20 protein-coding genes and 1 other RNA gene are annotated in these 23086 nt (G+C 53.8%); 15 read left to right on the forward strand and 6 right to left on the reverse strand.

What is annotated here, in order from left to right; translation table 11 throughout:
• Window positions 1-203: 203 nt before the first annotated feature.
• A complete protein-coding gene (locus tag PT964_RS11830) occupies window positions 204-1034 on the reverse strand; it encodes an AraC family transcriptional regulator (RefSeq protein WP_274363560.1) in 831 nt (276 codons plus the stop codon).
• A gap of 120 nt (window positions 1035-1154) precedes the next feature.
• Between PT964_RS11830 and PT964_RS11835 the strand changes: the two genes are divergently transcribed.
• Window positions 1155-3185, forward strand: coding sequence for a beta-galactosidase (locus PT964_RS11835; RefSeq protein ID WP_274363561.1), 2031 nt, complete (start codon window positions 1155-1157; stop codon window positions 3183-3185).
• Window positions 3186-3291: 106 nt separating this feature from the next.
• Here PT964_RS11835 and PT964_RS11840 read toward each other — a convergent pair whose 3' ends face one another.
• On the reverse strand, window positions 3292-4452 hold the full coding sequence (locus PT964_RS11840) for a putative glycoside hydrolase (protein WP_274363562.1): 1161 nt from the start codon (window positions 4450-4452) through the stop codon (window positions 3292-3294).
• Between the two features lie 192 nt (window positions 4453-4644).
• On the opposite strand from PT964_RS11840, the gene PT964_RS11845 reads away from it, so the two are divergent.
• The 5 genes from PT964_RS11845 (at window position 4645) to PT964_RS11865 (ending at window position 10811) form a co-directional block, all read left to right on the forward strand.
• Window positions 4645-5817 (forward strand): MFS transporter, encoded by a 1173-nt coding sequence (locus PT964_RS11845; protein ID WP_274363563.1) that lies wholly within the window; start codon window positions 4645-4647, stop codon window positions 5815-5817.
• A 233-nt stretch (window positions 5818-6050) separates the two neighbouring features.
• Window positions 6051-7148: a BMP family lipoprotein gene (locus PT964_RS11850; protein WP_274363679.1), complete on the forward strand. Its 1098-nt coding sequence runs from the start codon at window positions 6051-6053 to the stop codon at window positions 7146-7148.
• Between the two features lie 106 nt (window positions 7149-7254).
• The gene (locus PT964_RS11855) at window positions 7255-8787 is read left to right on the forward strand and encodes an ABC transporter ATP-binding protein (protein ID WP_274363564.1); all 1533 of its coding nucleotides are present in this window, start codon (window positions 7255-7257) and stop codon (window positions 8785-8787) included.
• Entirely contained in the window at window positions 8780-9853 is a 1074-nt protein-coding gene (locus PT964_RS11860; RefSeq protein WP_274363565.1) for an ABC transporter permease, read from the forward strand. Before PT964_RS11855 ends, PT964_RS11860 begins: the two co-directional genes overlap by 8 nt.
• Window positions 9854-9857: 4 nt before the next feature.
• Complete coding sequence (locus PT964_RS11865; RefSeq protein ID WP_274363566.1) at window positions 9858-10811, forward strand: ABC transporter permease; 954 nt, start codon at window positions 9858-9860, stop codon at window positions 10809-10811.
• A gap of 398 nt (window positions 10812-11209) precedes the next feature.
• Here PT964_RS11865 and PT964_RS11870 read toward each other — a convergent pair whose 3' ends face one another.
• Window positions 11210-12031 carry a YitT family protein gene (locus PT964_RS11870; RefSeq protein ID WP_274363680.1) on the reverse strand — a complete coding sequence of 274 codons (822 nt, stop codon included), beginning with the start codon at window positions 12029-12031 and terminating at the stop codon, window positions 11210-11212.
• 263 nt (window positions 12032-12294) lie between these two features.
• On the opposite strand from PT964_RS11870, the gene cshA reads away from it, so the two are divergent.
• The 4 genes from cshA to PT964_RS11890 all read left to right on the forward strand — a co-directional run bounded on the left by cshA (window position 12295) and on the right by PT964_RS11890 (window position 15712).
• Window positions 12295-13911: a degradosome RNA helicase CshA gene (cshA, locus tag PT964_RS11875; protein WP_274363567.1), complete on the forward strand. Its 1617-nt coding sequence runs from the start codon at window positions 12295-12297 to the stop codon at window positions 13909-13911.
• Window positions 13912-14049: 138 nt separating this feature from the next.
• Window positions 14050-14883: a YesL family protein gene (locus tag PT964_RS11880; protein WP_274363568.1), complete on the forward strand. Its 834-nt coding sequence runs from the start codon at window positions 14050-14052 to the stop codon at window positions 14881-14883.
• A gap of 78 nt (window positions 14884-14961) precedes the next feature.
• Window positions 14962-15145: non-coding RNA, 6S RNA (ssrS, locus tag PT964_RS11885), on the forward strand.
• 177 nt (window positions 15146-15322) lie between these two features.
• Window positions 15323-15712, forward strand: coding sequence for a DUF1499 domain-containing protein (locus tag PT964_RS11890; protein WP_274363569.1), 390 nt, complete (start codon window positions 15323-15325; stop codon window positions 15710-15712).
• 43 nt (window positions 15713-15755) lie between these two features.
• Here PT964_RS11890 and tpx read toward each other — a convergent pair whose 3' ends face one another.
• Window positions 15756-16274, reverse strand: coding sequence for a thiol peroxidase (gene tpx / locus PT964_RS11895; RefSeq protein ID WP_274363570.1), 519 nt, complete (start codon window positions 16272-16274; stop codon window positions 15756-15758).
• Between the two features lie 362 nt (window positions 16275-16636).
• Between tpx and PT964_RS11900 the strand changes: the two genes are divergently transcribed.
• Together PT964_RS11900 and gltC are read left to right on the forward strand one after the other, a co-directional pair.
• Window positions 16637-17260 (forward strand): rhomboid family intramembrane serine protease, encoded by a 624-nt coding sequence (locus tag PT964_RS11900; protein WP_274363571.1) that lies wholly within the window; start codon window positions 16637-16639, stop codon window positions 17258-17260.
• A complete protein-coding gene (gltC, locus tag PT964_RS11905) occupies window positions 17261-18169 on the forward strand; it encodes a glutamate biosynthesis transcriptional regulator GltC (protein WP_274363572.1) in 909 nt (302 codons plus the stop codon). It begins immediately after the preceding gene.
• A 314-nt stretch (window positions 18170-18483) separates the two neighbouring features.
• Here the strand turns inward: gltC and PT964_RS11910 are convergent, their stop codons facing one another.
• A complete protein-coding gene (locus PT964_RS11910; protein WP_274363573.1) occupies window positions 18484-19173 on the reverse strand; it encodes a zinc metallopeptidase in 690 nt (229 codons plus the stop codon).
• Between the two features lie 30 nt (window positions 19174-19203).
• Window positions 19204-19620: a MerR family transcriptional regulator gene (locus tag PT964_RS11915; protein ID WP_274363681.1), complete on the reverse strand. Its 417-nt coding sequence runs from the start codon at window positions 19618-19620 to the stop codon at window positions 19204-19206.
• A 282-nt stretch (window positions 19621-19902) separates the two neighbouring features.
• Here PT964_RS11915 and PT964_RS11920 point away from each other — a divergent pair, with 282 nt between their 5' ends.
• Genes PT964_RS11920 through PT964_RS11930 form a run of 3 tightly spaced genes read left to right on the forward strand, consistent with a single transcriptional unit; the run spans window position 19903 to window position 23081 of the window.
• Window positions 19903-21255 (forward strand): ammonium transporter, encoded by a 1353-nt coding sequence (locus PT964_RS11920; RefSeq protein WP_274363574.1) that lies wholly within the window; start codon window positions 19903-19905, stop codon window positions 21253-21255.
• Between the two features lie 33 nt (window positions 21256-21288).
• Window positions 21289-22347, forward strand: coding sequence for a DUF294 nucleotidyltransferase-like domain-containing protein (locus PT964_RS11925; RefSeq protein ID WP_274363575.1), 1059 nt, complete (start codon window positions 21289-21291; stop codon window positions 22345-22347).
• Window positions 22344-23081, forward strand: coding sequence for an exonuclease domain-containing protein (locus PT964_RS11930; RefSeq protein WP_274363576.1), 738 nt, complete (start codon window positions 22344-22346; stop codon window positions 23079-23081). Before PT964_RS11925 ends, PT964_RS11930 begins: the two co-directional genes overlap by 4 nt.
• The last annotated feature ends 5 nt before the right edge of the window (window positions 23082-23086 follow it).

Here is a 23086-nt window from a genome sequence, read left to right on the forward strand (position 1 = left end):
AGATCCACCATCGTGCTCTCCCCAACTTTTATGCAAGGCTAGTGCCTGTAGTGTTGCTATTTTCGGTCCGGCTAATAAAAGTACAGCGGATCCACGCCCTTCCGCCGAAGCGGAGATGCTGTTCCCGCCTTCGGCACAGTCGCCGAAAAATCGGCCGGCTGCTTCAACGGCCGCTTCACTCTCGACTCCTCCGCATCTTTTAGTTAATGCAGCTTGCGGAACCGGTCCGGCGGAATGCCGACATGCTTTCGGAATGTCGCCACGAAATGGCTTTGATCGCGAAACCCGGCCTTCGCCGCGATTTCCTTGACGGTGAATTCGCTTGAGCCGACAAGCATTTCCTTCGCTTTGCGGATGCGCAGATGAATGAGATACGCGTACGGCGAAAGGCCGAACGTCTCTTGAAAAATCGCGTTCACCCGCCGCGGCGACAGCTGCATAACGGAGGCGAGCGTGCCGAGGCCGATTCCGGCGTCATGGTAATGAAGCTCCATCCATTCGAGCAGCGGCTTGATTTGTTCCAAATTCGCGGTGGTCCCGGCGCGGCCGCCGAGCTGCCCGTACCGGCTCAGCAGCAGCAGAAAGCGGTACGTCTCGGAGGACACGTCGATCCCGAATATGTCGTCACCCGACTCCAATCGGTCCAGCAGCGGATCGATCCACCCGGTTAACGGCGCGTCTTGCCGCCAGTGGAAAACGGTCGATTCGTGGATGCCGACGGATGAAAGAATGCTTTCTACCGCAGGCCCGCCGAACGTGACATATTTCGTGCCCCAGACGCCGGATTGGGCCGCATAAGCATGAGGAACGCGAGGGAACAGCAGCACGCCCGTACGGAACGGCAGCGGCGACGTTTTGCCGCCGAAGGCGATGCTGCCTTCGCCGTCCTCCGTTTGAAACCAATGAAAGTACGGGTAGCCGTCGGGACGGACGATCGTTTCTTGATTCGGATTGTGGCCGACGCTTTCCACGATGATCGGAAGCAAGTAGGCGTCGGAAGGCGTTAAAGCGAATCTGCGGTGAGGCTTGTCCATCGTTGTCCGGCTCCCTCTCCAGTTCCATATTCTTATACTCCTATAGAATAATATTATATTTATCGCGTCTTTTTTCAATATTACAATGAACTTATATTTATACAAGGGGGTTGCTGTCAAATGATTAACGATAAACTTCCGAAGATCTGGTACGGCGGGGATTACAATCCCGAGCAGTGGGAGGCGGACGTGTGGGCCGAGGACATCCGGATGTTCAAGCTCTCCGGCATCGATGTCGCAACGCTTAACGTGTTCTCTTGGGCGCTGAATCAGCCGAATGAAGACAGCTACGACTTCGCATGGCTCGACGAAACGATGGACAGGCTGTATAACAATGGGATTTACATCTGTTTGGCGACCGGCACCGGAGCTCATCCCGCGTGGATGGCCAAAAAATACCCCGACGTGCTCCGAGTCGACTATCAGGGACGGAAGCGGAAGTTCGGCGGCCGCCACAATTCGTGCCCGAACAGCCCGACCTACCGGAAATACGCGCAGCGGCTGGCGGCTAAGATGGCGGAACGTTATAAGGATCATCCCGGCCTCCTTATTTGGCACGTTTCGAACGAGTACGGAGGCTATTGCTATTGCGAACGATGCGAAGAGGCGTTTCGCGGCTGGCTGAAGCAGCGTTACGGCACGCTGGAGAAGCTGAACAAAGCTTGGAACACCCGTTTTTGGGGCCATACGTTCTACGATTGGGACGAGATCGTTGTCCCGAACGAGCTGAGCGAGGAATGGGGCGGCAGCCGGACGAATTTCCAAGGAATTTCGCTCGATTACCGCCGCTTTATGTCTCACAGCCTGCTAGAATGCTATAAGCTTGAGTACAACGAGCTGAAAAAAATCACCCCAAACATCCCGGTAACTACGAATTTGATGGGGACGTACCCGGAGCTCGACTATTTCGAATGGGCGAAGCATATGGACGTCGTGTCGTGGGACAATTACCCGTCCGTCGATACGCCGTTCAGTTATACGGCGATGGTGCACGACCTAATGCGCGGTTTAAAGCAAGGCCAACCGTTCATGCTGATGGAGCAAACGCCGAGCCAGCAAAACTGGCAGCCGTACAATTCTCTGAAACGTCCGGGCGTTATGCGGCTTTGGAGCTATCAGGCCGTTGCGCGCGGCGCGGATACGGTCATGTTCTTCCAGCTTCGCCGCTCGATCGGCGCATGCGAGAAATATCACGGCGCCGTCATCGAGCATGTCGGGCACGAGCATACCCGCGTGTTCCGGGAATGCGCCGAGCTGGGGGCGGAGCTGCAAAGGCTGTCGGACCGCATACTGGATGCGAGAGTGGAAGCGAAGGTTGCGATCGTATTCGACTGGGAAAACCGGTGGGCCGTCGAGCTTTCGAGCGGACCGTCCGTGGCGCTCAAATATGTGAATGAAGTGTACAAATACTACGACGCATTGTTTCAGCAGGGCATTCAAGCCGATATGATCGGCGTGGAGGCGGATCTGAGCCAGTATGACGTCGTGATCGCCCCGGTGCTGTACATGATCAAGCCCGGCTATGCGAAGAAGGTGGAGCGTTTCGTCCGCGGCGGAGGGACGTTCTTGACGACGTTCTTCAGCGGCATTGTGAACGAGTCCGACCTCGTAACGACGGGAGGTTACCCGGGCGAGCTTCGCAAGCTGCTCGGCATATGGGCGGAGGAAATCGACGCGCTGCTGCCGGATCAGCGGAATCAAATCGTCATGAAGCGCCCGCTCGGCACCTTAAACGGCTCATACGAATGCGGCCTGCTGTGCGATTTGATCCACCTGGAGGGAGCGGAGGCGGTAGCCGAATACGGAGCCGATTTTTACCAAGGGATGCCGGTCGTTACCGTCAACCGGTTTGGGGAAGGGCAGGCATGGTATGTCGCGACCAGTCCGGAGCCGTCATTCCTGCAAGGGCTGCTCGGCGGCATATGCCGGGAGAAGGGCGTTCAGCCGCTGCTCCGTCCGGTTGCCGGCTTGGAGGCGTCCCGAAGGACGAAGGACGGCAAACATTTGCTGTTCCTGCTGAATCATAACCCCGAGTCCGTTACGGCGGAGCTGCTTTCCGGCGGAACGCGTTATACCGACCTATTGACCGGTCGAACCGTAGAGGGTAAAGCGGAAGTCCCGGGCAGAGGAGTCATGATTTTGTCCGAATAGTCAAGAAGTGGGACCGATCAACGTGCGAGATCCAGAGCCCGAAGGCAGTAAACGAAACAGAGCCCGGATTCGTCCGGGCTCTGTTTTCGTATCGAGCGGCAGAACATTATTTGTACGTAACGCCTTCCGTGTACCGGTTGACCGCGTTCCACAGCAAATATTCGTCGACGCCGTTGTCGTTCAGCGCGCGGATTTGCTCCTCGATCTCATGCTTGCCGTAACGGATGTACCCTTTTACCCATGAGGCGGTAAAATCTTGGATCCAAGGCCGGACCAGCGGCTTGAAATCGCCGAGCGGCTCCAGCTTCTTATGCGTATCCTTCGTCGCTCCCGCAATCGTCGTATAAGGAGCTGCGTCCGGCACCTTGGAGCCGAACCAGCCGGTCGTATAGTGGCTCGGATAAATCATCGGGGAAATGACGTCGACGTATTTGGAAATTTTCTCGAAATCTTGGCCGATGCCTTCCGCTGCGGGCACGGACGCCGCATAGCCGAATATGTCGACCGATACTCTAACGCCAAGCGGCGAGAGCTGCTCTTTGGCGTATTTGACGAAGTCCGCGACGACTTCGATCCGCTTGCGCTCGTCGTGGACATACTGGAGCGTATCGGCTTTCTTCTCGAAGCCTTCCGGGAAACGGACGTAGTCGAATTGAATCTCTTTAAAGCCGAGCGCCGCGGCTTCTTTCGCCACACGGACGTTGTAGTCCCACACTTCCTTCATGTACGGGTTGACGAAGGAATCTCCCTTTCCGTTCTCCCATACGGTGCCGTCCGGTTTTTTGTAGGAAAGGTCGGGACGCTTGGCTGCGAGCACGCTGTCCTTGAACACGACGACGCGGGCGATCGGATAAACGTCATGCGCCTTAAGCGTTTCCATCAGCTGCGCGGGATCTTTAATGATTTTTTTCGTCGTATCCAGCCGCTGGAGCTCCGGGTCGTTCGTAGGGTATGTAATATACCCCCAGTCGTCTTTGACGTCGATGACCAAACTGTTCAGCTCCGTCTCGTCGAGCAGCTTGAGCAGCGTCTGGAGTCGGGCTCCGCCGGCACTGTGCGCCGTCGCGTAGACGCCTTTGACTTTGGGGGCGTCCGGCTGAGGATCGGCCTTCTCCACCATCGGAATGCCGGACGATCCGGTTTGCGCATAGACGGCGGCTTGCCGGGCCTGCTCCGAAGCCTTCATGATTTCGTCCCATGACACATCGGCCGTTGCGGTTGTCGATCCGCCGACCAGCAGCAGCAGCGCTGCCAAAATACTTTCCATACACGTTTCCCCTTTTCTTGCAATCTATCACCATTATATGACAAGTTTCATAGGCCTTACAGTGGATTTTAGTCCCAAGTTGTCGGTATTTGTCGTAAAATTTTATATGCTCGTTGTGTACATGATCGGATTTGAGTACGATTAGATTTTATTAGATGAAATCATTCATTGATTCGGATTAGGAGCGGCCAAATGATCAAACAATTGAATGTTGTAAAAGGGCTACAAGCGTTCTACTATGCGCAAAATGCGGTCTTTCTTCCGTATTTGCCGCTTTATTTCGCAGCGAAAGGATTTTCGGCGGCGGAGATCGGAGTCATGATGATGGCGGGCCCGTTCGTCGCCGTCTTTGCGCAGCCGGTATGGGGGTTTGTCAGCGACAAGCTCCAAACGGTTCGAAACATCGTTGCGATTCTTTGGGTATTGGCTTTTCTGAGCGGGCTCGGGGTGTTCGTATCGAACGGGTTTGCCGCCGCATTTCTTTTTATAACGCTCCATTACTTTTTTGTTATGCCGTCTTCCCCGCTATTAGACTCACTTACGATTCGAACGGCGGAAATGTCGAGGGTCAGTTACGGCGCCGTTCGGCTGTGGGGCTCGATCGGCTTTTCGGCGGCGGCAGTGCTTACGGGAGTCATTCTTATGCTAATCGGCGGAGTAGGGAAGCTGCAATGGATTTATGTCACCGTCTGGATTTTTCCGCTGGCGCTGCTGCTATTACTGAAAGACGTCGGGACCGGCGCGCCCCCGATTACGCTCTCGTCTCTGTCGGCCATGCTTCGCAACAAGTCGTTCTTGTGGTTTTTGCTGCTTGTGTTTGTCATGATGCTGCCGCACCGGATGAACGACAGCTTTCTCGGCTTGTATATGAAGGAGCTTGGAGCCGGCGAGCAGCTGATCGGCATGGCTTGGGCGCTGGCCGCTTTGAGCGAGGTGCCGGTTTTTGCGCTGCTGCACCGGTATATGCGCAATATCCATGAGTTTGCGCTTCTGGGCATTGTCGGGTTGCTGTTCGTGATCCGATGGGGGCTGTTCGCCGTAACGGATCGTCCCGAAGTGCTGTTTATTATGCAGCTGGGCCATTCGGTAACGTTCGCCGCCTTCTGGGTAACGGCGGTCGCCTATGCGGTTCGCGTCGTGCCGCCTCAGCTGCGCTCGACAGGCCAATCGCTGCTCTCTGCGGTATTTATCGGACTCTCCGGCATCACCGGCGGTATTTTCGGAGGCTGGTTGGAGCGGTGGGGCGGTTATCCTTCCGCTTATGCGGCGGGAGCCGTATTGGCGGGCGTTGCGGGCATCGCCTTCCTCGCTACGCATGCGGCGGCCCGGAGGGGCGGTTCGCGGGCGGGAGAGGAAAGCTTGTAAAATGCAGGGTAAGATTGTCCGTTTCCGTGCATACTAACGAAAGGTTCGAACCCAAATAAAGGGAGCTAGGCCTTTCGTCCGTAGTGATTCCAAAAAGTTCGACAAATTTTATGACGAAAAACCCGTTTTGTTGTAAAAATAAGTCCACAAATCGACCTGTTTCGTTTATAATAAAAAAGGTTTGGACATATACACATTCCATAGGGGGCATGGGTAATTTGAACACAGGTAAATTGAAAAAAGGATTACTGGGCTTTGCGGCGTTCACGCTTGTTCTCGGCTTGCTCGCAGGCTGCGGAAATAAGGAAGCCGGCGACAAAGGCGGCGCAGGCGGAGAAAAGCCTAACTTTAAGATCGGAATGGTTACGGACTCCGGCACCATCGACGACAAATCGTTCAACCAAGGCACATGGGAAGGCTTGAAGAAGGCTGCCGACGAGCTTGGCATCGACAAAAAATACTTGAAGCCGGCCGGCACGACCGAAGCGGACTACATGAAGGAAATCGGCAACCTGTACGATGCGGGCTTCAAATTCATCGGCGCGCCGGGCTTCAAATTCGAAACGGCTATTTTCCATGCCCAAGACAAATATCCTGACGCGAAATTCGTCATTATCGACGGAAATCCGCACTCCGGCGACTACAATCCGGTAGTGAAAGACAACACGGTATCGATCTTCTTCGCAGAGCATGAGTCCGGCTTCCTTGCGGGCGTTGCGGCTGCGGTCGAATTGAAAGAAGGGGAAGCGGCTTTCATCGGCGGCATGGAAATTCCGGCCGTTCAGAAGTTTAACTGGGGCTTCCAGCAAGGTCTTGCTTACGCGAACGAAAACTACGGCACGAATATGACGATTAAGAAAGAAAACGTCGTATATGAAGGCAGCTTCGACAACGTGGCGGGCGGCCAGCAATTGGCGGCTCAAATGTACGACCGCGGCGTGAAGGTCATCTTTGCTGCTGCAGGCGGCGTAGGCGTCGGCGCGATCAACGAAGCGAAAACCCGCGCAACGAACGGCGAGCAAGTATGGGTTGTCGGCGTTGACGTTGACCAATACGCAGACGGCATCTATGACGGCGACAAATCGGTTATTTTGACTTCCGCGACGAAGAAAATCGACACGGCTGCATATGACATGGTTATCGCAGAAAGCAAGGGCGAATTCCCTGGCGGCCAAATCTTGACGTTCGACGCGAAGAACGACGGCATCGGCCTTCCGGCGGAAAACCCGAACCTCGGCGACGATACGAAATCGAAGGTTGCAGAAGTATATGAGAAGCTTAAGAGCGGCGACATTAAAGTTGCGGCGGAGCAAGGAAGCTTGATTAAGTAAGAAAGCGGAACAACCGAATACAAAAAAGACGGTCTCACCGTCTTTTTTTGTATTCGGAAGCTCAGGCTGAGATCACCATTAATTATCGGCAAGGGAGAATCATTCCATGGATTATGCGGTTGAGATGCTTGGGATTCGGAAGGAATTTCCGGGTATCGTCGCCAACGACGATATTACGCTCCGTTTGAAGCGCGGCGAAATCCACGCCCTGCTGGGAGAGAACGGCGCGGGCAAGTCGACACTCATGAGCATCCTGTTCGGTATGTATCAGCCCGATCGAGGATCGATTAAGGTCAGCGGCAAGGAAGTCCGGATCGGAAACCCGAACGTAGCGAATAAACTGGGCATTGGCATGGTTCACCAGCATTTTAAATTGGTCGAAAACTTTACCGTGACCGAAAACATTATTCTCGGAAGCGAGCCGAGAGGGTGGTTCGGGCTGAAGCTGGATGTGGACACCGCAAGCAAGCGAATCGAGCAGCTGTCGAAGCAGTACGGCCTCGATGTCGATCCGTACGCCAAGATCGAAGACATTTCCGTAGGCATGCAGCAGCGCGTCGAAATATTGAAGATGCTGTATCGGGATGCGGAGGTATTGATATTCGACGAGCCCACCGCCGTGCTTACGCCTCAGGAAATTCAAGAGCTCGGCGCCATTATGCGCAATTTGATCCGGGAAGGCAAATCCATCATTCTCATCACTCATAAGCTGAAGGAAATTAAGGCGTACGCAGACCGCTGCACCGTCATTCGCCGCGGCAAGACGATCGGAACCGTAGAGGTGGCCGAGACGAACGAAGCGACTATGGCGGAAATGATGGTAGGCCGGCGCGTTACCTTTAAGGTGGAGAAGAAGAAGGCGGCTCCCGGCGACACCGTTCTCAAGGTGGAATCGCTTACAGTAACGAACCGGAGGAGCATCGCTTTGGACCGTTTTTCGCTTGAAGTCCGCGCCGGCGAAATTGTCGGCATTGCGGGAGTGGACGGCAACGGGCAATCCGAGCTGGTGGAGGCGATTACCGGGCTCCGCAAGGCGGATTCCGGAGCGGTATATTTGAACGGACAAGACTTGACCCGCTTGCCGATTCGAAAGCGAATCGAGAAGGGCGTCGGACATATACCGGAGGACCGTCAAAAGCGCGGACTTGTGCTCGATTACACGCTCGCTGAAAATATGGTGCTTGAGGTGTATTACAAGCAGCCGTTCAGCAGCGGAGGCTTCTTGAACAAGCAGTCCATTCAAGACTACGCGAAGCGCATTCTGGAAAGCTTCGACGTTCGCTCCGGACAAGGCGCCGTATCGATTACACGGTCGCTGTCGGGCGGAAACCAGCAGAAAGCGATCATCGGCCGGGAAATCGAGCTGAATCCGGACCTGCTGATCGCCGTTCAACCGACTCGCGGCTTGGACGTCGGTTCGATCGAGTATATTCACAAACGGCTCATCGAGCAGCGGGACAAAGGGAAAGCGGTATTGCTCGTCTCGCTCGAGCTGGATGAAGTGATGAACGTTTCCGACCGGATCGCGGTCATGAACAAAGGCGAGCTGGTCGGCATCGTGCAGGCGGACGAGACGAACGAGAACGAACTGGGCCTTATGATGGCCGGTGTAAGAAAGGGAGAAGTCGCTCATGAATAACGCAATCGTATCGCTCTTGGCCGTCGTATTCGGCCTTGTAGCCGGCGCCCTCCTGATGGCGATCACCGGTCATAATCCGATAGAAGGCTTCGGGTATTTGCTCCAAGGCGGGCTCAAAAATGCCGAACGGATCGGCAATACGCTGGCGACGGCCACCCCGCTCGTCATGACCGGCCTTTCCGTCGCTTTCGCTTTCCGGACGGGACTGTTCAACATCGGTGCGGCCGGCCAATTTTTGATCGGAGGGTTTTGCGCGACGGCCGTCGGCCTGACGCTGGATTTGCCGAAGGCGGCGCTGCTGCCGATCATGATCGCGGCCGGAATTGCCGGCGGCGCGTTGTGGGCGGTTATTCCCGGTTTGTTAAAGGCGAGATTCAACGTGCACGAGGTCGTTTCGACCATTATGATGAACTGGATCGCATATTGGACCGTGTATTACGCGGTACCGGGCTATTTTAAAGGACAATTTCTCGAAACGGAATCGAGGCCGCTGTCGGAAGCCGCATCCCTGAAAGTGCCTTTCCTGTCGCAGATGTTCGGCGGCTCCTATATCAACCTCGGCCTATTTCTTGCCATCATCGCCGTAATCGTCGTTGCTTTCGTCATCGATAAGACAACGCTCGGTTACGAGTTGAAAGCCGTCGGGTTCAATAAGCACGCGGCGGAATATGCGGGGATCAAGGTAAACCGCAGCGTCGTCATCTCGATGGTCATCGCCGGCGCGCTTGCCGGCCTTGGCGGAGTGGCGCAATATGCGGGCAACGCAAACAACATTCAGATCGGCATCTTGCCGTCCCAAGGCTTTGACGGCATCGCGGTGGCGCTGCTTGGCGCGAATAACGCTTTCGGGGTGCTGCTTGCGGCGATCTTCTTCGGCATTCTGTACTCGGGCCGCGGCTTCATGAGCGCTATGACCGAGGTGCCGCCGGAAATTGCCGATTCCATTATTGCGATCATCATTTACTTTGCCGCTACCAGCGTTCTGATCGAACGGCTGATTCGCCGGTTCAGAGGCCGCAGAGCTCGGCAAGCGGCCGATCCGGCACGCGCCGCGAAGGGGGAATAAACACATGTGGACGGTATTTCAACAAATTATACCTTACGCCATCGTCTTTACGATTCCCCTCCTCATTACGGCGCTAGGCGGATTGTTCAGCGAACGAAGCGGAATCGTCAATATCGGATTGGAAGGACTTATGGTCGTCGGAGCGTTTGCGGGGGCATTCGTCATTTACCGTTTGCAGGTATTGTATCCCGGGAAACCGTTTATTTTATGGCTCGGTTTGCTGGCGGCCGTCGTAATCGGCATTTTGTTTTCGCTGCTGCATGCTTTCGCGAGCATTAATTTGAGCGCCAACCAGGTTATCAGCGGTACGGCGATCAACATGATTGCGGGAGCGATCACGGTGTTCTTCTCCAGAAATATGACCGGAAGCGGCAATATCCGCATCCAAACCGGATTTATGCGGAAAAATGTACCGTTATTGTCCGACATTCCGATCATCGGCAAACTGTTTTTTACGAATACGTATATGACAACGTGGGTTGTTATTGCGCTGCTTGTCGTCAGTACGTTCGTGCTTTACAAAACGCCGTTCGGGCTTCGCCTCAGAGCATGCGGCGAGCATCCGCACGCGGCTGAGGCGGCCGGCATCAACGTGAGCCGGATGCGGTATATCGGCGTCATGATTTCAGGCGCATTCTCCGCGCTTGGGGGCGCCATCATCATCGTGACGTACTCCGGCGAGTTTACAGGCACCGTCGCGGGCCTCGGCTTCCTCGCGCTGGCATCGCTTATCTTCGGGCAGTGGAGGCCGCTGGGCGTGCTCGGAGCGACGTTATTTTTCGGTATCGCCAGCACGATCGCGAACGTGTCGCAAGTCATACCGTCGCTCGCCGTCGTACCGCCGTTTATTTTAAAGGCGTTCCCGTACGTGGTGACGCTCATTGCGCTCATTCTTTTCTCGAAGTCGTCCCAGGCGCCTAAGGCAGCCGGGGAGCCGTTCGATCCGGGGAAAAGGTAGGCATAAAAAACGCTTCGCTGCTCTTCGGGGCAGTGAAGCGTTTTTATATGCTGTGCTTGTTTGGTGTGTTGCACGCAGGCGATAGCACCAACTTTTGGTGCTGACGCCGGGGCGTCCCCGTTATCCGGTTCGCGCCGCCGAAGTTAACGGAACGAAATGTCCGCTAAAAACCGCCTCACCCCTAAAAGCTGTGAATTAACGGAACACGTTGTCCGCTAATCGCCCGAAAACCGCCAATTACCGGCGATTCAAGCGAATTAACGGACATCCGGTTCCGCTAATGAGCCCTTTTACCCGGTTTCGACAAAATTAGCGGATATCCGGTTCCGTTAGCGCGAAAGCGATTAGCGTCAGCTCCTTTACATTTTCATTCCTGGTGGTATCCGCATGGCACCGGCTTAATCCCGCCTAAACAGCCCCATGACGCCGACCGTTTCGACGACGTTGACGAACGCGTTCGGATCGACTTCCCGAATGCTTTTTTGCAGCTCCGCAAGCTCGTACTTCGTCGTCACGGTCATCAGCATGTGGTTTTCCTTTTGAGTATATGCGCCTTGCGTTTTGATCACCGTAACACCTCGAGGCACGCTCAGCAGATGTTGCAGCATCTTTTCCTTTTTCGCGGTTACGATAAAGGCGGTTATTTTGATATGGCGGATATGGATGACGTCGATGATACGGCCGGCGACAAAGATGCTGAGCATCGAATAAAGCGCCAAGTCCCAATTGTTCTGGGACAGCCCGAGCGCAACGATTACAAAGCCGTTCAGGGCAAAAAGAAACCCTCCGAGCGGGAAATCGCGCTTCCGGGTAACAATCGAGCCGACGATGTCAAAGCCCCCTGTCGAGCCGCCGGCGCGAAACGAAAGCCCGGTACCGATGCCGATCAAGACGCCTCCGAACACGGAAGCGATCGTCGGATCCTGGTTAAACCGGATTTCCGGAATAAGCTGCATGGCAATCGTTGTGACGGTTACCGACAAGAAGCTTAAACCTACAAACCGGTGGCCTAGTATGATCCAGCCCCAAATAAAAAGCGGGGCATTTAGCACAAAATAGAGGAAGCCGATATTCCATCCAGACACGTACCCGATCAGCATGGAAATGCCGGAAACGCCTCCGGAGAGAATTTGGTGCGGAATTAAAAAAGCGTTGAAGCCTGCCGCCGCAAGGACCGCGCCACCGATAATGTAAACATATTCGCGCAAGCTTCGTAACAATGCATTCACGTATGTGTCACCTCAAATGTATTATACGGCTTTTTGCGAATCTGCCCAAACTGGAAATGAAAAGTTTTCATGTGTTATAATAAGCGTAATATTCTTAAGTACGCTAGTATTTTCCGAATGGAAAATGCTTTTTTTAAGATACAGGATGTATCAACATGATCGGAATTGTGCGGTTCCATGAGGGTGCGGATGTTTGGTCTGAAGCGGCTTAAGAGTACGTTACTCAAGACCAAAGTTGAAGGAGTATGAAGAGATTGAAAAATTTTAACGAGTTCGGCTTGGAGCAGAAAGTACTTCGAGCCATTACGGAGATGGGCTTTGAGGAGTCTACGCCGATCCAAGAGAAAGCCATCCCGTTCGCATTAGAAGGAAAGGATCTGATCGGTCAAGCGCAAACCGGTACGGGAAAAACGGCGGCGTTCGCCATTCCGTTAATTCAAAATATCGATACGTCGGAAGAGAAAATTTCCGCTCTTGTCATGACGCCGACCCGGGAGCTTGCCATTCAAGTTGCGGAAGAAATCGGAAAGCTGGCGCGCTTTAAAGGAATTCGGAGCCTGCCTATTTACGGCGGACAAGACATCGGCCGGCAAATTCGCGCACTGAAGAAACGTCCGCATGTCATTATCGGCACGCCGGGACGTTTGCAGGACCATATTAACCGCAAGACGATCAAGCTGGACGACGTTCGTTTCGTCGTACTCGACGAAGCCGACGAAATGCTCGATATGGGGTTCCTGGAAGATATCCAAGCGATTCTGAGCTCCGTGCCGGATGAACGCCAAACGATGCTGTTCTCGGCTACGATGCCCCCGAATATCCAGAAGCTTGCCCAGCAATTCCTGAAAAATCCGGAGCACGTATCCGTCGTTCCGAAGCAAGTCAGCGCGCCTTCCATCGAGCAATCGTACATCGAAGTGAACGAGAAGATGAAATTCGAAGCGCTCTGCCGCTTGCTGGATATTGAATCTCCGGAGCTGGCGATCGTATTCGGGCGGACGAAGCGCCGCGTCGACGAGCTTTCCGAAGCTTTGCAGAAGCGCGGCTATTCCGCAGACGGGCTTCACGGCGACCTGTCCCAAAATATGCGCGACACCGTAATGCGCAAGTTCCGCGACGGCAGCATCGACGTCCTTGTAGCGACGGACGTGGCGGCGCGCGGCTTGGACGTATCCGGCGTAACGCACGTAGTGAACTTCGACCTTCCGCAGGATCCGGAGTCTTACGTTCACCGGATCGGCCGGACGGGACGCGCAGGCAAGGAAGGCACCGCTTGGTCGTTCGTAACGCCGCGCGAGATCGACCATTTGCATTTCATTGAGAAGGTGACAAGGCACCGGATTCCGAAGCGCACGCTGCCTACGCTTGCAGAAGCGATAGAAGGCAAGCAAAAGGTGGTTGCCGAGCGCATTCTTGAAACGGTGCAAAACGAAGAATATAACGAATATAAAGCCATTACTTTGCAGCTGCTTGAAAATCACGACAGCGTTAACCTGCTGGCCGCGGCGATTAAGCTGCTTACCGGAGGAGAGAAGAAGGGCGTTGAGGTGGAGCTTACTCCGGAGGATCCGATCCGCGCGAAGAAGCGCAAACCGGACGTCCGTTCGTCCGGACGGAGATTCGGCACCGGCGGCGGCTTCGCGAAGGGCGGACCTGGCGGCGGCGGACGCGATTACCGCGGCGGCGGCGGCGGTGAGCGCCGTTACGGCGGCGAGCGCCGCTATGACGGAGGCGGCCGTCAAGGAGACGGCGAACGCCGTTATGGCCGCAGAGACGGCGACAGACCGTCGTATAACAGCCGTCCGCGCACTGGCGGCGGGGTGAGAACGTCCTCTCGTACGAACGCGGAAGACGGGGATTTGAAACAATAATGTTCGGAAGACCGCCTTGGAAAATTCGGGCGGTCTTTCTTTTTGCTTCCGGTGCGGGGAAAGCTGTATTATAGTAAGATGAGACAACCATCTTTGCAGCAAGCTATTACGAGATAACCGGACTCTGGAGGGAATTGAATGGAATTTCGCGGACTTATGGGCGGTTTTTACCGAATTTCGGAATGGATCATGCGTTTTTCTGTAACGAATATTTTGTGGATCGTGGGAGCGCTCCCCGTCTTCTTTTTCGGCTTCTCGCTGCTTATGTCTACGGATGAAGCGCAAGTACGGTTTACGCTCCTGCTCGTTTCGGTGTTATCGCCGTTCCTGCTGTTTCCTTCCACAACGGCTATGTTCGCCTTGGCCCGCAAATGGGTGACGGGTGACGGGGACGTACCGTTGCTGAAAACCTTTTTCACAGGCTATAAAGAAAACTACAAGCAGAGCATGCTCGGCGGTCTTTTTTTCGTCGTCGTGATCGGGATAATGTATTTCAATTTACATTTCTACAGCGGACAAGCGGGCTTTTTGTCCGTATTGACCTATCTGTTTATCGCTCTATTCCTGATCGTGATCGTTGCCGTGTTTAATTTTTTCTGCATAACGGTTCATCTTCATATGAATACGTGGCAGGTCATCAAAAATTCGTTCCTGCTGACCATCGGCCAGCCGATCCGGTCTATTCTCATCGCAGCGACGAATGCAGCCATCGTGTATATCAGCTTTACGTACATTACGTTCTTAATACCGTTCTTTATGGGCAGCTTGGTCGCTTTTATGACGTTCTGGCACTTTCATAACGGCTTCCGAAAAATCGTGGAGCGTCAGGAAAAAGCAAAGGAAGCCCGCGAGCAGGCGGAGAACGGCGATGAAGAGGCAGAGGAAAGCGAGACCATGGAGGCTCCGGAAGCTCCGGAAGCCGAAGCAGCCGAGCGCAGCGAGCAGGCTGACCGCTCCGGGCGCGAGAAATAAGCGGGCTAGCAAACGTTGCCGAACCAACCAGGCAACAGCAGTTTACTTCCTTTGGCGGGATGGATATAATAAGACTATAAACACCTGCGATGTACGTAACGGTTATCCTTTGTTTTGAACCAATGCTTGTTTCAAGGGAGTCTCACATTGATTTGCAGCTGGCATGCCCTCGCGAAGGGACGTCAAATGCAAGTCTGCGGACACCCACCTGCTAGGTGCAGGTTCAGAAACAAACATACCGGACGGCATAGGCGGGGTTTTTTCTTTATGAATAACAATGAAAGCGGACGGCCTACGGGTCGTCTTTTTAACGTTCTTATCATAGAAGTTTTTGCGCAATTGGGAAAAATCGGTTTGCCCATGAGTCGGGTCAATGGTAAGATGTTGGGTAGAGAAAAAATGAAGCGGGATGCGGAAGTACTTCAAGGGGGGACCGTCATTGTTGAAACGAACGCTGATCGGGCTGGTCCGCAGCCACGAATCGACGGGAGAGAAAGCGACTCAACCTGAACTGCGCACGAAATATTACAAGCTTCCGAAGGATCAGCTGTGGGATGAGGTCATTCAAATTTTTAAGAAGAAGCCGGGCTATAAGCTCCTGCATGAAGTGAAGAGCGTTGGCGAAATCGTCATGGAGAAGCGTACGATGACGGGCAGAGTGCAGGACGTAACGGTAACGGTATTTTCCATTAATCCGTTGAAGTCGGCCATCGACGTATATTCGGCCTCCAGAGGATCGCTTGGGGATTTAGGCTCGAATTACCGCACCATTCTCGACATTTTCAATACGCTGGACAAGAAGCTTGCCCAGCATAAAATTACGAACTAAAAAAAGCAGCGTCCGGGAAGTCCCGTGAACGCTGCTTTTTTTCTTACAAAGCCGCTTTCGCCGCTTCGATCGCTTTCTCGTAGTCCGGATGCTCCGTCATTTCCTTCAAGTACTCGACATACGAGATGTTATCGTTCTTATCGACGACGAAGATCGAACGCATGAGCAAGCGGAATTCTTTAATATGTACGCCGTATGCATCGCCGAACGAAACGTTCTTGTAGTCGGAAAGCATGACGACCTTGTCTACGCCTGCAGCGCCGCACCAGCGGGATTGGGCGAAAGGAAGGTCGTTGGAAATCGTGAGGATGACTACGTCGTCACCCAGCTTAGCCGCTTCTTCGTTGAAGCGGCGCGTTTGCGCGTCGCAAACTCCCGTATCGATCGAAGGGACTACGCTGATCAGCTTCACTTTGCCGGCATAATCGGCAAGGGAAACTTGATTGAGAAGATCTTTATTCACTTTGAAGTCGGGAGCCTTGTCGCCGGCTTTCAACTCCGGTCCGATCAAAGTAAGCGGGTTGCCTTTGAACGTTGCGACGCCGGTTCTTTCATTAGCCATTATAGATGTCCTCCTTTAAATTCATAATTTGCCAAGCCTCTTTAGTATAGCATAATTCGGCGGCGCGATGAATGATTGCGGATTGAAGCAAACATCTGACAAGAACGTTCTTTACCAAGGAAAACTTCCGCAATTTCGCGGTCGATCTTCCTTGGTGTACTTCGATGGAAGTTTTCCTTAACGCTAAAGAACGTTCAAGTTCATGGAGCAAACATCTGTGACAAGACCGTTCTTTACCATGGAAAACTTCAGCAATTTCGCGGTCGTTCTTCCTTGGTGTACTTCGATGGAAGTTTTCCTTATAATAAGGTGTGGGCCTTCGCCCGTTTTTCATTATTTCATACGGAAGGAATCTGCGCCTCATGCTGTTTCTTCGATACGAAAGCTTTCGCGATTATTTGAAATATTATCCGGTGACCACGCTGCTTCTGTTTCTAATGATTGCCGTCCACGCGGGCATATACATTGCATCGCTGGCAACGGGAATTCCGGCAGAGGAATGGAAGGTTTATTTCGGCTTGTTTATTAATCAGCCGCCGTTCAACGATGTGGATCATCTTTGGAGATACGTAGCTTCCATATTCCTTCATAACGATTTCCTTCATTTATTGTTCAATTCGTTTACGGTGTTCGTGTTCGCGCCGCCGATGGAAAGAATACTCGGGAAAATCCGGTATTTGTTTATGTTCCTTTTTGCCGGCGTCATCGGAAACGTATTTACGAACTTGTACCCGAATCTCGTAGCGTCTCTTGGGGCAAGCGGAGCCGTTTACGGCATTTTTGGCGCGTACTTGTTTATCGCATTGTTCCGGAAACGGCTGCTCGACGACAACTCCCGCAAAACGCTGTACGCAATGATTATCGTCGGAGTCATTTATTCGGTAGCCGTTCCGGGCATCAATCTGCTCGCTCATCTCGGCGGATTTATAGGCGGGTTTGTAATCGTCGCCCTATATTCCGTATTTCTGCGGGGAAGGTACGTATAAATGGAGCTGCGCCAATTACAATATTTCGTTACCGTCGCCCGTCTTGAGCATATGACACAAGCCGCGGAGTCGCTGCATGTGGCGCAATCGGCCATCAGCCGGCAGATGAATCAGCTCGAGCAAGAGCTGGGTGTGGAGCTGTTTGCGAAAATGGGGCGGAATCTTCAGTTGACCCCGGCTGGCAAATTGTTTTTGGAGCGGGTGGAAGCTCTACTGTACGATTTGGAGCATACGGTGATGGAGATTCGGGAATTTATGGATCCCGAATCCGGGGAAATCCGCATCGGCTTTCCGCACAGCTTGGGAATTCATTTGCTTCCCTCGGTCATCGCCGATTACAGGAAAAAATATCCCAATGTGAAGTTTCGGCTGAAGCAAGGCACATACCTTGTGCTAATCGACGGGCTGCTGAAAGGAGAGATCGATCTGGCATTCATTTCCCCGTTCCCGGAAAACAACCAATACCTGGAAGGGGAAGTGCTGCTTACGGAGCAGCTTCGTGTCATTTTACCTCACGGTCATTCGCTTTCGGGTAGAGATGAAATTCATCTTCGGGAGCTTCGGGATGAGCCGTTCGTCATGTTTAGCGAGCATTATTCGCTGCGTGCGATCGTGCTGAATGCATGCAGAGAAGTCGGGTTTACCCCGAAGATCGGCTTCGAAGGGGAGGAGACGGACACGATTCGCGGCTTGGTGGCAGCGGGGTTAGGCGTGAGCCTGCTGCCCGAAATGGCGCTCAGCGAAACGAGCCCGATGATGCCGGTCAGCATTCCCGTCAGCGAGCCGAAGGTGATTCGCACCGTTGGGCTGCTTCGCCGCAAAGGGGAAAAGCTCCCGCTCGTGGCGGAGGCGTTCCGCGAATACTTGATCGATTATTTCGGCCGTACTGGCCCGGGCCGTAAAGCATAAGAAGAGCCCAGGAATTGTTTCGCTCCCTTCTACCCCCTGCGGCGCTAAAGGACACCACAGACGTTATATTGCCATTTTGCCTGCCGCCACACTGCTGACGGACACCACGGGCGCTAATCTCCAATTTTTGGCGCCGATCCCTGCTTTTTCGAGGCAATAACTGCTGTGGTGTCCGTTACAACGGAAAACTCCATTCAAAACGCCGAATAACTGCATACCCGTCCGTTAGAGTGAACCAGGAGCAAAAAAAGCCGCCGGGACAAGGTTAGAGAGCCTTAGTCCCGGCGGCTTTTCAAATGGAAAATGAAGCTTCATTATTCGTCGTTCTGGCTTGTAAAGATCATGATGAATTTGAGCAGCTCCAGCAGCGAGATCAAAGCGGCCGCAACGTAGGTTAACGCTGCTGCATTCAGCACTTTGGCGACGCCGCGTTCCTCTTCGTTCGTAATGAAGCCTTCGGAAACCATCAGCTCGCGGGCGCGGGAGCTTGCGTTAAACTCGACCGGCAGCGTAACGAGCTGGAAGGCGACGGCCGCCGAGAAGAACAAAATGCCTGCAAGGATAAGTCCGGAAGCATGGAGCAAAAATCCGGCGATAAGCAGGATCGGCGCCAAGCCCGATGTGATGCTTACGAGCGGAAACATACGGTGGCGCAGGACGAGCATCGGATAAGACAGACTGTGCTGAATGGCGTGGCCGACCTCGTGGCAGGCGACGGAAATGGCCGAGATGGAGTTTTCGTAATACACCTCATCGGACAATACGACAACTTTCTTCAAAGGGTCGTAATGGTCCGACAGCGTCCCGCCGCGGGATCTTTCAATGGCTACATCGTACAAACCGTTATTATCAAGCATGCGGCGCGCGGCATCATATCCGGTAATGCCGCTGGCCGCCGGGACGCTGCTCCATCGGTTAAACGTACCCTTAACGCGGAACTGCGCCCAAAGCGAAATGCCGAATGCGATCAAAATCAGGAAGTCCATCGGATGAAAAAAAAGCATGGTTCCATACCCTCCGTTACATAAAGAATGTCAATACAGCGGCCCTTTGCCAAGAAGCAGCAGCAGGGCTTCGATGCATGCGGCCGTTTGCGGGGAAATCGATTTGAGAAGGTTGCGCGCTTGGCTCGGCTTCAACTGCTCAATAATCGGTAAAATCTCCTTGGCTTCCCGCTCCAGCTTCTGCATATGCAGACGGAACGAGAGGAAACGGTCGGACATGCCTTCGTCGCTGGTTACTTTGCCAAGCTGCAGCAGCTGCTCTTTAATTTCTTCAAGCGTCAGCTTCTGCTGCTTTAGCCATTCTATACGTTTGATTTGCTGCAAGGTTTCAACGCCGTACAATCTGTAGTTTGTGTTGGAACGCTTGGCCGGCTGGATGAGGCCGAGCTTCGTATAATAATCGATCGTTCGGGGGCTGACATCGGATAACGCCGCAATTTCCCCGATTTTTAAAAGCTTCGTATCCCCATGCTAGGCTCACCTCACTCAACGTATTGTCGTTCTTACCCCTATGATACGAAATTTAAAACCATACAGTCAAACGTAATGGTTTGAGTCTCGTTTTCCTGGTTATTGGCGCAGGAAAAAGGGACGAAAAGCAATGATCGTTGAAATAATGTAAGATTATATATCACAAACACATTGCCAATATGCTACCTCACCCTTATAATGACAATAACATTATCACATTATGTAATGTATATTAACACAAAGAGGGAGTGGTTGCTTGTGATGAAGAAGGTGCTGTCTTCGTTGCTCGTGCTTGCAGTTGCATTTCCGGCTATCGCTTTGGCCGCCGACGAACCGAGCGGTGCTGCGCTGAACATGGGGTTAGACGCGGTTTGGGTCATGCTGGCATTTATATTGGTATTTTTAATGCAAGGCGGCTTTATCTTATTAGAAACGGGTTCGACCCGCATGAAGAACGCCGGACACGTTGCAGGCAAGACGATTTTCACGGTTGGACTCGGCGCCATCGTATTTTGGGCGGTTGGCTACGGATTGATTTATGGCCCGGGCAGCGGTCTGAATTCCTTGATCGGTTGGGGCGATTTTTTCTACTCCCCGGCAATTTCCTCGGAAGAAGGGCTGCCGTCCACCATTAACTTCCTGTTCCAGCTCGCTTTCGCCGTCGTATCGCTTTCCATTGCATGGGGCGGGTTCGCGGAACGCGCGAAGCTTTCGGTGTACGTCATTTTCTCGGTACTGTTCGTTGCTCTCGTTTATCCGGTCGTTGCACACTGGATTTGGGGCGGCGGCTGGCTGTTCGGACATAAGCAAGATTTCGCCGGCTCTACGGTCGTGCATTTGACAGGCGCTTGCGCGGCGCTTGCGGCAACGCTTCTGCTTAAGCCGAGAATCGGCAAATTCAATAAAGACGGTACGGTAAACGAAATTTTGGGCCATAATCAAGTATTTACCGCGCTCGGCGTGCTTTTGCTTTGGGTCGGCTGGTTCGGCTTTAACGCGGGCAGCACGTTGTCGGTCGGCGACGGCTTTTTCGGATATGTCGGATTCACGACGATGCTTGCTACCGGCGCGGCTGCTGTAACGGCGTTGTTTGCCGCATGGATTTTCACGGGCAAGGGCGACATTACGACGATGCTGAACGGCTGCTTGGCCGGTCTTGTGGCGATTACGGCCTCCTGTGCCTTCGTGGAGCCGTGGGCGGCGGTTGTCATCGGCTTGATTGCCGGAGCTCTCGTATTCGGCAGCATGAAGTTTTTCGAAAAAATGAAAATCGACGATCCGATCTACGCATTGTCCGTGCACGGCGTCGTCGGCGTATGGGGAACGCTCTCCAACGGATTGTTCGCCGCTCCCGCGCTGGTTGAGAAGGTCGGCATCGGCGAAGCGGGACTGTTTTACTCGGGCAGCCTGAACCAGTTATGGGTACAGTTTTACGGAGTTGCCGCTTCCGGCGTATACGCATTTGTAGTATCCTTTGTTCTGCTTGCGATTATTAAGAAAGTGACGGGACTTCGCGTGACGGAAGAGCAAGAGATCATCGGTCTTGATCTTAGCGAGCACGGTGCGTACGGATATCCGGAGCAAATGAGCAAGGGCAATATTTCTGCATAACGGATCGGTTGGAAAAAAAAGGGGGCGGCAAGCATGGTCGAGGGGTGGAACGGTCTGGAGCGGCAAATTCGGTCCGCGGAAAGCGCGGAGCGATTGCGGCAGCTGCGGGATGATTTCCACCGCTTGGCCGGCGCCTTCCCCTTAACGGCTGATCCCGCTTCGGCAACAGAGCTTATCAACCGCATGCACGATACGATTATCGGCCGCGCGATCGAGCTGGCCGATCAGTCGGCCGGCGCTCCTTCCGCCGCATACGCCGTTTTGCTGCTGGGCAGCGGCGGAAGGCGGGAGCAGATGCTTTCCAGCGATCAGGATCATTGCATTGTATATGAGCCTTACCCGCAAGCTTCTCCCGAAGAGGTCTCCGCTTATGCGTCCGCCTTAGGCTTGCAAATTCGAAGCTGTCTGGAACGGGTCGGCTATCCTCCTTGCGACGGGGACGTGCTCGGAAGCAATCCGCTATGGAGAAACGACCTTCCCGGCTGGGAGCGAGTCATCAAGCATTGGGCGTCCGTTCGCGATTTCGAGTCGGTCCGCCGTTTGCTGATTACGGCCGACGCCAGGCCGATCGCGGGTGAGACGTCGCTGGCGGAACGGTTTCACAATATAAGGGATATGGCCATACAGCAGAATGAAGAAAGTCTGCTGCCGAGAATGCTTGAAAACACGCTGCGCCACAAAATGCTCATCGGCGTGTTCGGCCACCTGCTGACGGAGCGTTACGGCGTCGATTCGGGCGGAATCGACATTAAATACGGAGCATATATTCCGATGGTAAACGGTATACGTCTGCTCTCGCTCGCAGAACGCGTCCGCGCATCCTCCACATTGGACAGAATCCGCCTGTTAGAGCAGCGAGAGGCGGTACCGGCGGAAATGGCGGCACATTGGCGGGAGGCATTCCACATTATTTTGGAGCTCCGGTCGATGATTCCAAGCTATGAGGTACAGGGGTTGTACGCCAACAGAGGCAAGCTCCCGGCGCATCTGCTTACGAAAGACATTAAAACAAAGCTGAAACACGCATTGCGCGTCGGAGGCGAGCTTCAAGGTTATGTGAAGCGCGTTTTCGTATCGGGGGGGCTTCTATGAAGCAGCCGGACAGACCGACGCTGGGGATGTGGCGGCTTTATAAGATGGGAGGCATTACTCCCGCGCTCAGCTCGATGATCAATCCGCAAAATGCGCAGCATATGGCGTTTATGCGCCAGGTCATGAAACAGCAGCGAACCGACTTCGTCATGGACCGGCAGCTGACCGAGCTCGACGTCGTCGTATTCGATTTGGAGACGACCGGATTTTCGCCGAACGCAGGAGACGAGATCATCTCCTTCGGCGCCGTCGCTGTCAAAGGACACGAGATCCATCCGGAGGAAACGTTCTATATGGTCGTAAACCCCGGGAGGCCGATCCCCGACCATATTGTGGAGTTAACCGGGATCAGCAACGAGGAGGCGTCGAAAGCCCCGACCGTTGCGGAAGGCTTGAGCCGATTTTTTGAGTTCACCCATAAGCGGATGCTGGTCGCTCATGCGTCGGGACACGATAAAAAGTTTCTAAACGCTTCGCTGTGGCGCACGTCGAAGGTGCATATGACCCACCGGGTACTTGATACGCTGATGGTGGCGAAATGGCTCGAACCCCAGCGGGATAATTACACGCTCGACAGCTTGCTGGCCGACCACCGAATTCCGATCGGAAGGCGGCATCACGCGCTGGACGATTCGCTTGCGACGGCAAAGCTGTGGGTTTCGTTATTAAAGCAGGTGCAGCAAAAAAACATTCATACGTTAGGCGATTTGTACGCCTATTTGAGCCAAGATTGAGGAAA

The organism is Paenibacillus thermotolerans (assembly GCF_028745515.1).
Classification (GTDB): Bacteria; Bacillota; Bacilli; order Paenibacillales; family YIM-B00363; genus Paenibacillus_AE; species Paenibacillus_AE thermotolerans.

Bases quoted from the DNA above. Each gene is read 5' to 3' on its own strand.
- PT964_RS11830 (WP_274363560.1), bottom strand. From the start codon at position 1,034: ATGGACAAGCCTCACCGCAGATTCGCTTTAACGCCTTCCGACGCCTAC.
- PT964_RS11835 (WP_274363561.1), top strand. From the start codon at position 1,155: ATGATTAACGATAAACTTCCGAAGATCTGGTACGGCGGGGATTACAAT.
- PT964_RS11840 (WP_274363562.1), bottom strand. From the start codon at position 4,452: ATGGAAAGTATTTTGGCAGCGCTGCTGCTGCTGGTCGGCGGATCGACA.
- PT964_RS11845 (WP_274363563.1), top strand. From the start codon at position 4,645: ATGATCAAACAATTGAATGTTGTAAAAGGGCTACAAGCGTTCTACTAT.
- PT964_RS11855 (WP_274363564.1), top strand. From the start codon at position 7,255: ATGGATTATGCGGTTGAGATGCTTGGGATTCGGAAGGAATTTCCGGGT.
- PT964_RS11860 (WP_274363565.1), top strand. From the start codon at position 8,780: ATGAATAACGCAATCGTATCGCTCTTGGCCGTCGTATTCGGCCTTGTA.
- PT964_RS11865 (WP_274363566.1), top strand. From the start codon at position 9,858: ATGTGGACGGTATTTCAACAAATTATACCTTACGCCATCGTCTTTACG.
- PT964_RS11880 (WP_274363568.1), top strand. From the start codon at position 14,050: ATGGAATTTCGCGGACTTATGGGCGGTTTTTACCGAATTTCGGAATGG.
- tpx (WP_274363570.1), bottom strand. From the start codon at position 16,274: ATGGCTAATGAAAGAACCGGCGTCGCAACGTTCAAAGGCAACCCGCTT.
- PT964_RS11900 (WP_274363571.1), top strand. From the start codon at position 16,637: ATGCTGTTTCTTCGATACGAAAGCTTTCGCGATTATTTGAAATATTAT.
- gltC (WP_274363572.1), top strand. From the start codon at position 17,261: ATGGAGCTGCGCCAATTACAATATTTCGTTACCGTCGCCCGTCTTGAG.
- PT964_RS11910 (WP_274363573.1), bottom strand. From the start codon at position 19,173: ATGCTTTTTTTTCATCCGATGGACTTCCTGATTTTGATCGCATTCGGC.
- PT964_RS11925 (WP_274363575.1), top strand. From the start codon at position 21,289: ATGGTCGAGGGGTGGAACGGTCTGGAGCGGCAAATTCGGTCCGCGGAA.
- PT964_RS11930 (WP_274363576.1), top strand. From the start codon at position 22,344: ATGAAGCAGCCGGACAGACCGACGCTGGGGATGTGGCGGCTTTATAAG.